The following is a 13572-nucleotide window of genomic DNA, read 5'->3' as shown; positions in this document are numbered from 1 at the left end:
ACCTTACGGGTCAATCTCCATTCACAGGTCGTTTGTATTTTAGTATATCAGTTTGTTAGCTATATTTGGCATATGCTGCTAAAAGCCCCTCCCTTAAATTAAGGAATACGAATAAGAAGCTTTGAAGGTAGCAACCGTTCTACCACCTTCAGAGCTTCTACCTTACTTCAAGAGATTCATTTTCCTTAAAAATTGGATAGGATGTTGTTTGCGGAAATGCTCTTTTACCATATATGTTACACCATGTTCATCATTTGTTCTTGTTACCCAATCAGCTTGCTTTTTTAAGACATGAGGGGCATTCCCCATCGCTACACCTAAACCCGCACCTTCAATCATCTGCAAATCATCATAGCCATCTCCAATGGCTACAATTTCTTGCGGTGCAATATCAAGTTCCTTACTTAATCTCAGTAAACCATTCCATTTGGATACACCATAAGGGACAATATCTAAACGAGAGTCATTTAGTTGGGTAATAGCAATTTCCTCATCATACATGACATCTAATGCTTTTTTGGCATGTATAAGATCATTGGTATTTTCAAAGTAAATTTCAATTTTTGGTGGTTTAACTGGATCTTCTAGCAAATTTTCACTCAGAGACTCAACAAACTGGTGGGAATAAAAAACAGGATCACCTGTTGAGAACACCGTTTTAGCGAGGATATTATTATTTGTTTTTGTCTTATTTGCTAGTGAAAACTTTTCATGCACAAGTCTTATTTGACAAGGGAATCCTTCTAATAAGCGTACAATATCAAAGGTTACTTCTTTTTTGATGCGTTTTACTTCAATTGGTTGTTCCAATTTATCCGCTGTATAAGCTCCAGCTGATGTTACAAGGATGGAATTTAATTTTAATGCTTTAGCCACTTTCTTAGCCGATGGAAAACTTCTTGCTGTTACTAACGTCACATAAATTCCCTTTTGCTGGACGTATTCGATTGCTTCCTTTGTTGATTTATGCAGCCTTCCATTACTTTGAAGAAGGGTACCATCAATATTTATAGCTAAGAGACGATAAATCATCTTTTTGCCCCCTATTCTGGATGAAAATTGTCCTTATGACACTTTTATGTACCCGCAACAGAAAATAGAACAGGAAGAATAGAGATAAAGAAGTCTGTTCTCTTTGCGTTTTAAACATAGTTACGTTTCCTGCCGTTCCTTAATCTTTTTTTATCAAAATTCCGCGACATTTGTATTTGTATATAAGCCCTCACATCCTTAAGAAGGCATGAGGTTTTTACACCTGCACGAAAAAAAGCACAACTTTGCTATTGAAAGCAAGGTTGTGCTTTTATGAAATAGAACCAAGTCTATTACTCATGAATTACTCGGCTGCACCGTATAAATCTTCGAGAGGCTTCATGATTGTTTTATTTAAGTCTGTGATAACTTCACTCATTTTTTGTTCATCGGCCATAAGTTTAGAAATCAGTTCGTGTTGTTGTACAAGGGCAACTGTTTTTTGCGCTTGATCCACTTCTTCTTGTGTAATTTCTTGACCAGACATTTGCTTCTGTTGTAACTGAATTTGAATATTTCTAAAGTTATCAAACATCGATTTAGCTGATGGATCTGCATTCACCTTATCATAAGAATCCTTTAAGCTTTGATATTCATTGCTTTCACGGATTGCTTTTTCTAATTCGATTGCTGCGTCTTGTAAATTATTTGCCAAATTGAACACTTCCTTTTCATAGACTTCCACCACTATAACAGACAATGGAAGTAAAATCGAGGAAAAACCTATAAAATATAAGGATTTATAATATCCATATGGCAGTAATACCTTGAAACACACCTACTAGACCACCCAGTAAGGCTCCAAGAAATGTAATCATTCTTAATTCCTTATTAATAATCGAGAACACCATTTGCTCTAACCTTTCAACAGAAAATGAGTCTACCTGTTCTTTTACAATTTCATTAAGCTTCATTTTTTCCATTAAAACAGATATTCTATCAGCTAATAACTTACTTATTCCTACTGTTGCTTTCGGGATAAGTTCAGTAATAATATAAGGTCTTATTGTTGCTGTTAGTTGACTAATTGGCATTTGAAATATTTCATGAACTTGAACAAATCGAAACACAGTCTGCTTTATGAATGGAAGGAGGTTATCTCTTCCTATTTTATCTTCAAACTCAGCAATATTTTTATCTAATAATTTTCGCCATTCTTTTCTAAGGAGTGATGTTAAAAGCTCATCTGTTCCAGGATGATTTAAGAATTTTACGATTTCAGGTTGTAGTTTTTCCCCTAATTTCACATTGCCTAAAAACATTTGTAGCATACTTTTAATCATGCCACTTCGTTTTTGGACAAAATCATCGGCCATCCTTTGAATACTTTCTTTTCCTTCTTCACTTGCGAAATAATTCTTTGCTGATTGCACAATCCAATTGCTTAGTTGAGGCAACTGTTCCTCCACTTTACCTACAAGTTTTTGTGGCAAGATTTCTTTCATTGCTACATCTTGATTTGTACGCATCCAATTCTCATATTTCACCTCTAAAAACGCACCAATCTTATCCTCAGCCATTTTTGCAGGTTCATTTATATCTATTTGTTCCAACAGATGCTCTAACGTTTTTTCTGTTTTCAATTTCTTTTCTACTTCTACCACGGCAAATTGTGTCAGCATTGTTTGAAAACGCTCATTTTGTAGTTTCTTTTGTATCCCTTCTGGTGTTAACAAATGATTTATGACAAGCTTACCCATTTGTTCGGCCATCTCACCTCTACGTTTAGGAATCAACCCTGGTGTAAAAGGAAGACGCCATTTCCCAATATAAATCGCTCTATAAGGCTTAAATATCATTTTAATAGCTAAATAATTTGTAACTCCTCCAATGATGGCACCAGTAGCAACCATCATTAGTAGGGTCGTAAAAATTTCTTTCATTCCGCTCTCTACCTTTCTTCTTTCACCAAATTCTTTGTGCAATCGCACCAATTTATCTTGCCATTCATAAGATAGCGTATCAGCATTCGCCTAGATTTTATTATATAATTACTCGCTTCTTGCGGGCAAATGGGGATTAATGATGACACGATATACAAACATTAAAATGAGAGTACTTCCGTATGAAAATAAGATGGTTCTAGAGCTCAACCCAGCATTAGCAGAACATTTACTAATTTCTAATGAGGAACATATCCGTTTATCATTAGGGCAAAAACAATTAACCATTCGCCTCATTTATCGTCAAGTAGATGAAAAGGAACTGTTCATTAGTCAATCTGTATTCGATTATTTCAATATACCATTTGAAGGGCACCTCATGCTTGTTAATTATATTGTTCAAAGCAAGGTATTGTCACTCGGGCCAATTATTGCTATCATGACTGACTTTTTTGAAATGGGAGATCAATCTCCTCCACATTTTCGCACCATCCATCAATTTTGCCATGAAATCAATCAAACTGTTGAGCTTTTAGGAGGAATTGCTTATGTTTGTCATCCCAAAGATATTAAAGAAACTGAAGTCCATGGTTATATAAATATCGAGGGTGAATGGAAGAAACAACTACTGCCACTTCCTGATGTTATTTATAACCGCGTTCACTCTAGAAAGATTGAAAGCTCACCTAGCTTTGCAAACCTTAAAAATTTGCTATATAAAAATGCCATCCCTTTTTTTAATGAACAATTTTTATCAAAGAAAGATGTATATGATTTCTTATTCGACGAAACTCATTTACGTACCTATTTACCAGAAACAGAAGATTATTCGAAAGAAAAGTTACTTTATTTTATAGAAAAGTATCCATCTATCTTCATAAAGCCCGTAAATGGAAGTCAAGGGAAACAAATTATTCACATACGTAAAAATAAAGATATGTACGCCGTTGGTTACTCATCAGGGAAAAAGGCAAAAACAAGCCACCCATTCCATCATCTTGATAGCTTCATATCGCAATTCGAGAAAGAGCATAGAACAAGTAACTATATTATCCAAGAAGGCATACCGCTCATTCAACTCAACAAAAGACCGATTGACTTTCGCATTCTTTGTCATAAAAATAGGCAAAACATTTGGAAAGTTACCTCTGCTGTAGCCCGAATCTCTAATGCAGAACAATTTGTATCTAATCTTGCCCAAGGAGGGGAAATGAGAAAACCACTAGCACTGCTAACTACACTATTTGATAAAACCACCGCAATACAAATATTAGCATTAATGAAAGAAATTTCAATAGAGCTATGCACGATGATTGATCAAAAAACATTTGGCCTATATGGTGAACTCGGCATTGATATGGGCGTTGATTATGAGGGGCATTTGTGGATGATTGAAGCAAACTCTAAACCATCTAAGCAAATTGATGGTGAATTCAATCAGATCAGACCTTCTGCAAGAGCACTTGTAGAGTATTGTACTTTTTTAGCTTTTTCAACATAACAATAAGGAGGAAAAATCAGCATGAAAACACTTGGTATTATGACACTTTACGAAACAAGTGAAAGGACCTATATAACAGCTATTGCTTCACAAGCTAAACATCACGGGTATCAATGCTTTCGTTTTATTCCGAAAAACATCCTACCACACAATAATGAAGTAAATGGAGAGCTATTTAATGAAGTAACCGAACAATGGGAGTCTACGGTTTTTCCATTACCTGAACTGTTATATGACCGTTGTTTTTATCAAGAAGATGATCATTCAAAAAAATGCAAAGTCATAACAAATTGGTTAAAAAAGAGTGGTAAGACCCAATTCTTAGGTCAAGGACTTCCAAATAAGCTCGAAATATATGATGCCCTAAAACATTCTAGACTCGCTCCTTATTTACTGCAATCAGATCCTTTCACTTCAGCGAAATCTTTCATTAAACAGTTAAAAAAGCAGTCACCACTCGTATTAAAACCAGTAAATGGGTCACAAGGTATAGGTATTTATGTTATCTCAATCAAAGGTGACTCAATGATTATCAAAACAGACAAAGGCTCTAAGCAGATTGAACAAACGCTTCCCATTCATAAAGCAACGGTTTGGTTAGAGAGGCTGACAAAAAGATATCAATATCTAATCCAACCATTCTTATTACTCGTTGATGAACAGAATCGCCCCTTTGATTTACGCGTTTTTCTGCAAAAGGATGCTAACGGTGAATGGCAAGAACAAGCAAGAGCCATGCGAACTGGTCATGAAAACGGCATAATTTCTAATTTAAGTGCCGGTGGAACAACCTCTTCCTATGAGCATTGGCTAGATAGTATTCCAAAAAGCCAAAAGTCGTTTTTACAGGAAGAATTAAAGGAAATATTAATTATTCTTCCCTCAATTATGGAATCATGCTTTTCAACACTATTTGAATTAGGTATCGACATCGGAATTGATCAAGAAGGTGGCATCTGGATTCTTGATATTAACTCTAAACCTGGCAGGAAATTGGTCTTACAAACAAATCCACAATTAGCAGATGTCCTTTACACTTCTCCATTTAAGTATGGAGATTACCTATTATCCCAACGGGCATTAGCTGAAAGGAAGTGAAAGAATGATGAATCAAACATTTATGATAGATATCACCTCAGACTATAAAGGCTGTGTATTCTTGCCAAACCATATAAATCTAAATACTGCCCTTTACAAATTAAATTTCGGTACAGTTACCATTGATGCTAAATTTAAGCAACAACCGAGCTCCAAACAAGCAATCACCATCAGTGAAGATCTCGCTAAAGATATTTTCTTCCCTTATGTCAAGCACCCTCTTCATATTTTTATACATGATGAAACATTAACAATCGGACCCCTTGTTGGCATTTTCACGTCAGGGTTCACATCATTTCCCATGCGGCCTATCGGTGATCGCTCAATTATTTTTTCTAAACTCTTATCTGTAAGTACTAGTGTCGGTGCACTTCCTTTCGTATTTGGAGAGAAGCATATCAATTGGGATTCTGGTACTATACAAGGTTTATTTTATTTACAAAATGGGTGGAAGACAATTGAAGTGCCTTTCCCAAACGTAATCTATGATCGCCTTCCAAATAGAAAAAGTGAACGGCAAAAACAACAAAAAGAAGTAAAGTCACGACTTGAACAAGAATATTTAATTCCTTGGTATAATCCAGGCTTTTTTAATAAAATGGATATTTATGATCGTTTATTTCAAGTCGAGGAAATTTCGGAGTATTTACCTGAAACACAGCCGTTTAGTTCTTATTCCGCTATCGAAAACATGCTCGCCAAATATGGCCATATATACATTAAACCAATGAATGGCAGTCTGGGATTAGGTATTCATCAGATTATTTATAACAGAGAAGACAGTGCTTATTATTGTCGGTACAGAGATTTAAAAGCTGGTATGAATAAACTAAAGAAATTCTCTAGTCTAGAAGGGTTAATGAAGCATATTTTTGCAGGTAAAAACCTCGAAAGAATGATTATCCAACAGGGTATATATCTGTTGAAGAAAGAGAAATGCTCCATTGATTTTCGGTTACACACGAATAAAGATTCAACAGGACAGTGGATTGTTACTGCTTGTGCAGCAAAAGTAGCTGGAAATGGAAGTGTTACAACCCATGTAAAAAGTGGAGGTACGATTCAATCATTAGATGAAATTTTCGAGGATCCAATTGAAAGAGAAGAAATTGCTAATAAATTGCAAACAGCTTCCTTAAAGTTAAGCGAAGCAATAGAAAATAATATGGAAGGTCTTGTCGCAGAAATAGGCTTTGACTTAGGCATAGACCAGTCAGGAAAAGTTTGGTTTTTCGAAGCGAATTCAAAACCAGGACGTTCAATCTTTACACATCCAAGTATGAAAAAATTTGATTTCTTAACACGTAAACTTTCTTTAGCATATAGTATCTACCTAACAGAACAAGCAATGAAAAGCCCTGAGGCATTGTTTAGATGACTACTTCCTACTATGACCCTTTATCTCAAAAGTGGTATCACGCACAGGAAAAAATGTTTGGAAACAATAAAATAAAAACAGAAAAACTCTTTCATTATTCAAAAAAATGGTTGCCATTCTCATTAAATGAAGATTCTCATCGAATCGGTCCAATTATAGGGATCTTAACAAGCAAAGGAAAAAATAAAAAATTAGCGGGCAATGGTCCGCTATTTTTATCTCTTGTACAACAATTTTCAAAAATAGGAGCATTACCTATTGTCTTTACGCCAGATGATTTTGGAGTATCATTTGTAACTGGTTATACATTTCATCCATCTCTAGGAAAATGGATACAGGTCTCATCCCCTCTACCTGATGTCATATATAACCGTATTCCTTTCCGCAACCTAGAAAAAGAAACTGATTTTACTGCACTTACATCGTTCTTACAAAAACATAATATTCCTTTTTTCAATCCCTGTTTTATAAATAAATTGGAAATGCATCATTTATTAATGGAATCTTCCTCATTAAAACCTTTATTACCAGAAACTTCGTTATTAACTTCTGAAGAAATGCTACATGATTGGCTGAAAGACAAACAAAAAATATATATCAAACCCGTTAGTAGTGCAAAGGGAAAAGGAATCTTTCGAATCTCCCTACAGGAAAATCACTATTTAATGGAAGGTGTTCATCTAACAAAAGAGTTCGCTACCTTAAACGAATTATGGAATGAATTAAAAGTTCATTTAGCTAAGGACCGATATATCATACAAGAAGCAATTGAACCAGCATTATATGATGAATCAAGATATGATTTCAGAATATTATCACATAAAGAGAAGAACAATTTTGTCATTTCTGGGATTGGTATAAGGCAATCTAGCAGTCACCAACAAGTCACAACACATGTACCCAATGGTGGGAAGATATTGCCTTATGAACTATTTGCTAAAGAAGAGGACTATATATTTTTCAATTCAATCATACAAGAGGTGGGTCATTTATTAAATAAACAACTTGGTTTATTCGGGGAATTCTCTTTAGATATAGGTGTAGGTGCGAACGGTAAATTCTACTTGTATGAAGTAAATTCCAAGCCTATGAGTTTTGATGAAGAGCATATTGAAAACAAACGAATCAAAGCAATTTGTCACTTATGTATGCAATTAAGCGGTTTTCCCACTTTTCCTCATTAAATTATGTTTATTTTCATTTTCAGAACTCCTCGATTCAAGTTAAAATGAGAACAAGGGGGAATAATCATGATTTCACATTTTCAATTTCAATCATTATATGAAAACAAAGAATTACCAGGATGGAAATTTTCTTTTTTTCATCATGGCAAAAAGTATTTAGGTATATATCATCGTGATGGAAAAATTGAATGGTTATCCACTGTTCCGGACCAAAATCATGAAGACAAGTTAAAAAGCCATATTCACGAACTCATGCTTTACCATGTGTATGACCGGTAAAGAATTGTGGAAGAATATGAACCATTCTTCTGAAATTAAGGAGGTTCATTTATGGCAAACAAAAAAGACGATTTAGAAAAAGATTTACCATATGAAGGACGCGATGAAGCCTTTCTCGATGTTGATCGTTATATTAACGAAGGAATGTCCGGAGGTACTGTGCATGTTAGTGGAGGACATACGAATATCGAAGAAGCGAGAGAACTAGAAAAAGAACAACCTCCGCATTGCTGTGATGAAGAATAGACTAAAAAGGAACGATTGTTCACAATCGTTCCTTTCCTTTTACCAAAACATCTTACCTACTTTTCACAATCATATTAACAGCTTGTTGTATCTCTTCTTCTGCATTTCTACCTTCTGAATTTGCTTCTCTTATACAAGCTTCCAAATTCTTTGCGACAACATAACCAATCGTTCGGTCAATGCCCGAGCGAATAGCTGAAAGCTGAGTAACGACATCTTTACAATGTTGCTCTTCTTCCATCATCCGTAATACGCCTCTCATTTGACCTTCTAATCTTTTAAGCCTGTTTTTCATATCCTCTGTATAATCCATTTATTCACCTTCTAACCTCATTTTCAATGATTAGGGTCATCATTAATCATCTGTGTTAGCGAATGTAAAAGCATACCCATAATTTTAATGACGATTAAATTGATGATTTATATTATATCATGTTTCTACTGTTCCTCCCTATGCACAATAAAAAGACAACAAAACATTTATAAGGAAATAATTCCCTAAAAATATTCAGGCATAATCTTTTAAATATCAACCATAATAACTATTACAAGCGGCAAACACGCTTAAAACTTCTACTATCGATGGGTTAAACCAAATATGGTGCAAAGAAAATTGCGTTGGTTCATTGCCAACTAACCCAGCCAAAAAAAAATTTAGAGGAGTGGAAACACATTATGGCAAACCAATCTTCAAATCAATTAGTAGTACCAGGAGTAGCTCAAGCTTTAGATCAAATGAAGTACGAAATCGCAAGTGAATTCGGAGTTAACCTTGGCGCTGAAACAACATCTCGTGCGAACGGTTCTGTAGGTGGAGAAATTACTAAGCGTCTTGTTCAAATGGCTGAACAACAACTTGGTGGCGGAAAGTTCTAAGCTGCAAAACTTAATAATATGGATTAGCCCCCTATCACCTAGGGGGCTTTATTTGTTTAGATCATTTTTTCTGGTACAACCCATTTATCATATTGATCTTCAGTAATATATCCTGATTTTAATGCCGCTTCCTTCAATGTTAGCTCCTCTTTAAAAGCTAACTTAGCAATTTCAGCTGCTTTTTCATACCCGATATGGGGGTTTAAAGCTGTCACTAACATGAGGGATTGATTGACAAACAGAGAGATTTTTTCAGTATTAGCTTCTAAACCAACAATGCAATTTTTATTAAATGAATTCATACCATCACTAAGTAATGTAATACTTTGAAGCAAATTAAAAATGATTACTGGCTTAAAGACGTTTAATTCGAAATTACCTTGACTGGCAGCAAAGCCTATCGTTGCATCATTTCCAAATACTTGACTTGAAATCATTGTCAACGCTTCGCTTTGTGTTGGGTTTACTTTTCCTGGCATAATTGAACTTCCTGGCTCATTAGCAGGTATCGTTAATTCACCAATCCCACTTCTTGGTCCACTCGCAAGCCATCTAACATCATTAGCAATCTTCATTAAATCTGCAGCTAAACCTTTTAAAGTTCCATGAAGATGAACAATCTCACTATGACTTGTTAGTGCTTGAAATTTATTAGGAGAAGAAGTGAACGAGAGCTTCGTTAATTTAGAAATCTCACTAGCCATCTTATCACCAAACGACGGGTCAGCATTAATACCTGTTCCGACAGCAGTTCCACCGATAGCCAGTTCTCCTAGTGCTAGTTTCGCTTCATTGATAAGGCGCTCATCCTTCTCTAACATATAACGCCAACCGCTTATTTCTTGTCCTAATGTAAGAGGAGTTGCATCTTGAAGATGAGTTCTTCCTATTTTTACGATATCTGCAAAATCGTTTTCCTTCTGTAGAATGACATCCTTTAAACGAATAAGCGCAGGAATTAAATGTTTATCCACACTGTTCAGTGCTGCAATATGCATCGCTGTTGGAAAAGTGTCATTAGAACTTTGCGACATGTTTATATCATCATTTGGGTGAATAGAAATATCTTCATTATCCAATAATTCATTTGCCCGTCTTGCCACTACTTCATTGACATTCATATTTGTTTGCGTTCCACTGCCTGTTTGCCATACAGCTAAAGGGAAATGTTCATCAAATTTCCCAGCTAACACCTCATCACACGCTGCAACAATTGCATTTTTCTTTTCTTCTGATAACTTATTTAATTCATGATTGACTATCGCTGCTGAGCGTTTAATCGTAGTAAAAGCATAAATTAACTCTAATGGCATTTTTTCAATACCTATTTTGAAATTATTGCGACTTCTTTCTGTTTGTGCACCCCAATATTTTTCAGCAGGCACATTAATTTCACCAATCGTATCTTTCTCTACACGATATTCAGTCATCTTACTACCTCCCAAAAATTCTTGTCTATCTATTATTTTCCTAATTTAAAGCATTTTAAAATAGGTTTATAAAAGCTCCATCCTTAGTTTTACATTCCTAATCAACAGAATCAAGTTATTCGACTTTTCTATTAATAAATCCGACAAAGATTAAACGTAAAACATTCTAATTATAAAATGTTTAACTTAAAAATAAAGGGGTAATTTTTTATTAAATTCTTTTAAAAGGAGTTACATATCATGAATAGAAAAATTATCTCTTCCAGTTTAAAATTTGAAAAATCATTAAATATAAAGAAAATGATTGCTATATACCAAACTGCATATAAATACGACGGCACAATTTATTTTCTTTATCAACATAATGTAGTGATCCCTTCTCACTTGTCAAAACTAGTAACCTTTCTGATGATGGTCCGACCGAAAGACGAATTGAAAGTGATTGTGGAAGGTACTGAGCCAGAAGAAATACTTATTCAAATTAAAACGTTGTGTACGAATGATGTTCACTTTACAGCAGAGCCTAAAAGTTTATTATTGAACAGAAGTGTACATGTATAAGATATCTTATTTTAGTAAAGGTATAGGGAAATAAGAAAGATTCTCCATGAGAATAAAGATTCTCTCAGTAGATTTTTCATTATTTCCCTTTAAATATCATATTTAATTAAACCAGTCAAAAAACTGATTCCTTTTATCTTCTAACCAGTTTCTTATTTCATCCCTCTGTTCCTGTTTCTCCTTGTTACGTTGCTGCTTTTTATATTTATCATCGATTTTATCGACATTAAAGCTTTCAATCGGTTTTCCTTGAAGCACTTTTTCCATTACTTCCTTGAAAATTGGCGCTGTGCCTTCACTACTACTCGTCGTCAAATAATGATTACGATCACTTTGATCATAGCCAACCCAGATGGCACCTACTAGATGAGGAGTATAACCAACAAACCATTGGTCCTTTGTCCCACTTAAACCTTCAATCCCTAACTGTGTTGAACCAGTTTTCCCTGCGATTTCAACTCCATCAATTTTAGCAGCTTTCCCTGTACCATAATCGACGACACCTAATAGCATTGCTGTCACTTGATTTGCTGTTTGTTCAGAGATTACTGTTTCCTTCTTACTTTCCCATTGAACGAAAGGCTCATCAGATTGGGTTTTTATTTCAATAATTGTATGAGCTTCTTCTTTCTTACCACCATTAGCAAAAACACTATAACCTTCAGCCATCACTTTAGGAGACACAGGACGGCTTGTCCCACCCAAAGCAAGAGCTAGGCCTCCATCCAATACATTCTTCGGAATGCCGAATTGCTCGGCCATCTTCTTTCCTCTATCTACACCTATTTCATTATATAACCATACAGCCGGTAAATTGATAGAATGCATCACAGCCTCATACATTGGTACTTCACCTAGATATTGGTTATTATAATTATTTGGAGCATACTCACCAAATGATAATTTCTCATCTTTCAACATATCTGTATTTTCCCATCCAGCTTCAATTGCAGCAGCATAAGGAATAATCGGTTTCATCGTTGAACCTGGTTCTCCCACAGGGTGAATGGCTCTATTATGTCCAAGGAGCGTATGCTCACCTCTCCCACCAACTAAAGCACGAATGCCACCAGTTTCAGGATCCATTAATATCATCCCACTTTGAACCGGTCGCTCCCCTGTTGTTGAAGGAAAAATCGCATCATTTTGATAAGTAGACTCTATATCAGCTTGCATACTAGGATCTAATTCGGTATATATTTGATAACCTTGCGTTAACAACTCATCTAATGAGAGATCATATCGATTCATTGCTTCTTCGAGAACAGCATCAACATAATAAGGGTACTTTCCTTTCATTGGATCAGCTTCCCCTTCTTTAAAACTCATTTCTACATTTATTGCTTGATTCATTTCCTCTTCATTAATATATCCATGTTGCTTCATTTGCTTTAAAACAAGATTTTTTCTTGCTATTGCCTTTTGTTTGTCATTGTATGGATTAATCGTAGAAGGTGCTTTAATTAAACCAGCCAACATTGCAGATTCACTTAACGATAATTCGCCTAAATCTTTAGCAAAGTATTTATTAGCTGCTTTTTTCACCCCATACGCACCCTCACCAAAATAAATTCTATTCAAATACATTTGTAGTATTTCTTCTTTACTATATTGGTGTTCTACTTCTCTAGCTATAAAAAACTCTTGAAGCTTTCTGTCATATGATTTTTCTGCAGTGAGAAGTTCATTTTTTACAAGTTGTTGAGTGATTGTGCTTCCGCCTTCAACAATTCTACCAGCTCGTATATTGGTTAAAAAAGCGCGGCCAATCCCTTGATAATCGACGCCTTCATGTTGAAAAAAACGATGATCCTCAATAGCAATAACAGCGTGTATGAGTGATTCCGGTATCTCTTCAAAGGCTACTCCTTCATTTTTGTTAGCAGAAACCTTACTAGCTACTTCACCATTTTTATCATAAATAATCGTTGGCTTGCTTAATTGACTATTTAGACCTTCAATATCATTATTTGTTGCAAATGGAATGATATAGATTAAACCAAAAAGGACTCCCAGTGATATGAGTAATAATATTACCTGCCATATATGCAATTTCTTTATCATGTTTTTCAACCAAACAAATGGTGTTTTTTCCCTTTTCATA

14 protein-coding genes are annotated in these 13572 nt (G+C 35.1%); 8 read left to right on the top strand and 6 right to left on the bottom strand.

All coding sequences use genetic code 11. The features are described 5' to 3' along the window. Positions 1 to 162: 162 nt before the first annotated feature. The 3 genes from MKX78_RS07590 to MKX78_RS07580 all read right to left on the bottom strand — a co-directional run bounded on the left by MKX78_RS07590 (position 163) and on the right by MKX78_RS07580 (position 2915). Complete coding sequence (locus MKX78_RS07590; protein ID WP_307318329.1) at positions 163 to 1032, bottom strand: Cof-type HAD-IIB family hydrolase; 870 nt, start codon at positions 1030 to 1032, stop codon at positions 163 to 165. 304 nt (positions 1033 to 1336) lie between these two features. Next, positions 1337 to 1687 carry a YlbF family regulator gene (locus MKX78_RS07585; protein ID WP_095369928.1) on the bottom strand — a complete coding sequence of 117 codons (351 nt, stop codon included), beginning with the start codon at positions 1685 to 1687 and terminating at the stop codon, positions 1337 to 1339. Between the two features lie 85 nt (positions 1688 to 1772). Beyond that, complete coding sequence (locus MKX78_RS07580; protein ID WP_307318328.1) at positions 1773 to 2915, bottom strand: DUF445 domain-containing protein; 1143 nt, start codon at positions 2913 to 2915, stop codon at positions 1773 to 1775. Positions 2916 to 3057: 142 nt separating this feature from the next. Here MKX78_RS07580 and MKX78_RS07575 point away from each other — a divergent pair, with 142 nt between their 5' ends. The 6 genes from MKX78_RS07575 (at position 3058) to MKX78_RS07550 (ending at position 8601) form a co-directional block, all read left to right on the top strand. After that, positions 3058 to 4416, top strand: coding sequence for a YheC/YheD family endospore coat-associated protein (locus MKX78_RS07575; protein ID WP_328198663.1), 1359 nt, complete (start codon positions 3058 to 3060; stop codon positions 4414 to 4416). Between the two features lie 21 nt (positions 4417 to 4437). Then, the gene (locus MKX78_RS07570; protein ID WP_095369932.1) at positions 4438 to 5514 is read left to right on the top strand and encodes a YheC/YheD family endospore coat-associated protein; all 1077 of its coding nucleotides are present in this window, start codon (positions 4438 to 4440) and stop codon (positions 5512 to 5514) included. A gap of 7 nt (positions 5515 to 5521) precedes the next feature. Then, on the top strand, positions 5522 to 6892 hold the full coding sequence (locus MKX78_RS07565) for a YheC/YheD family endospore coat-associated protein (protein WP_095373491.1): 1371 nt from the start codon (positions 5522 to 5524) through the stop codon (positions 6890 to 6892). Beyond that, on the top strand, positions 6889 to 8076 hold the full coding sequence (locus MKX78_RS07560) for a YheC/YheD family endospore coat-associated protein (RefSeq protein ID WP_307318324.1): 1188 nt from the start codon (positions 6889 to 6891) through the stop codon (positions 8074 to 8076). Before MKX78_RS07565 ends, MKX78_RS07560 begins: the two co-directional genes overlap by 4 nt. A 66-nt stretch (positions 8077 to 8142) precedes the next feature. Next, a complete protein-coding gene (locus MKX78_RS07555) occupies positions 8143 to 8355 on the top strand; it encodes a YheE family protein (protein WP_251161279.1) in 213 nt (70 codons plus the stop codon). Positions 8356 to 8406: 51 nt separating this feature from the next. After that, positions 8407 to 8601: a hypothetical protein gene (locus MKX78_RS07550; RefSeq protein WP_095369935.1), complete on the top strand. Its 195-nt coding sequence runs from the start codon at positions 8407 to 8409 to the stop codon at positions 8599 to 8601. Positions 8602 to 8653: 52 nt separating this feature from the next. Here the strand turns inward: MKX78_RS07550 and MKX78_RS07545 are convergent, their stop codons facing one another. After that, positions 8654 to 8914, bottom strand: a complete 261-nt coding sequence (locus MKX78_RS07545; protein WP_095369936.1) for a metal-sensitive transcriptional regulator — start codon at positions 8912 to 8914, stop codon at positions 8654 to 8656. A 362-nt stretch (positions 8915 to 9276) separates the two neighbouring features. On the opposite strand from MKX78_RS07545, the gene MKX78_RS07540 reads away from it, so the two are divergent. Continuing rightward, positions 9277 to 9477: an alpha/beta-type small acid-soluble spore protein gene (locus MKX78_RS07540; protein WP_157733752.1), complete on the top strand. Its 201-nt coding sequence runs from the start codon at positions 9277 to 9279 to the stop codon at positions 9475 to 9477. A gap of 56 nt (positions 9478 to 9533) precedes the next feature. Here the strand turns inward: MKX78_RS07540 and fumC are convergent, their stop codons facing one another. Further along, positions 9534 to 10907: a class II fumarate hydratase gene (fumC, locus tag MKX78_RS07535; RefSeq protein WP_328198655.1), complete on the bottom strand. Its 1374-nt coding sequence runs from the start codon at positions 10905 to 10907 to the stop codon at positions 9534 to 9536. Positions 10908 to 11147: 240 nt separating this feature from the next. Here fumC and MKX78_RS07530 point away from each other — a divergent pair, with 240 nt between their 5' ends. Beyond that, positions 11148 to 11468: a hypothetical protein gene (locus MKX78_RS07530; RefSeq protein WP_095369938.1), complete on the top strand. Its 321-nt coding sequence runs from the start codon at positions 11148 to 11150 to the stop codon at positions 11466 to 11468. A 102-nt stretch (positions 11469 to 11570) separates the two neighbouring features. Here the strand turns inward: MKX78_RS07530 and MKX78_RS07525 are convergent, their stop codons facing one another. Further along, a complete protein-coding gene (locus MKX78_RS07525; protein ID WP_307318316.1) occupies positions 11571 to 13571 on the bottom strand; it encodes a transglycosylase domain-containing protein in 2001 nt (666 codons plus the stop codon). Position 13572: the final 1 nt, after the last annotated feature.

Origin of the sequence: Cytobacillus sp. FSL R5-0569 (assembly GCF_038007265.1) — a bacterium.
GTDB lineage: Bacteria > Bacillota > Bacilli > Bacillales > Cytobacillaceae > Cytobacillus > Cytobacillus kochii.
This window is presented reverse-complemented; position numbering and strand designations above follow the sequence as displayed.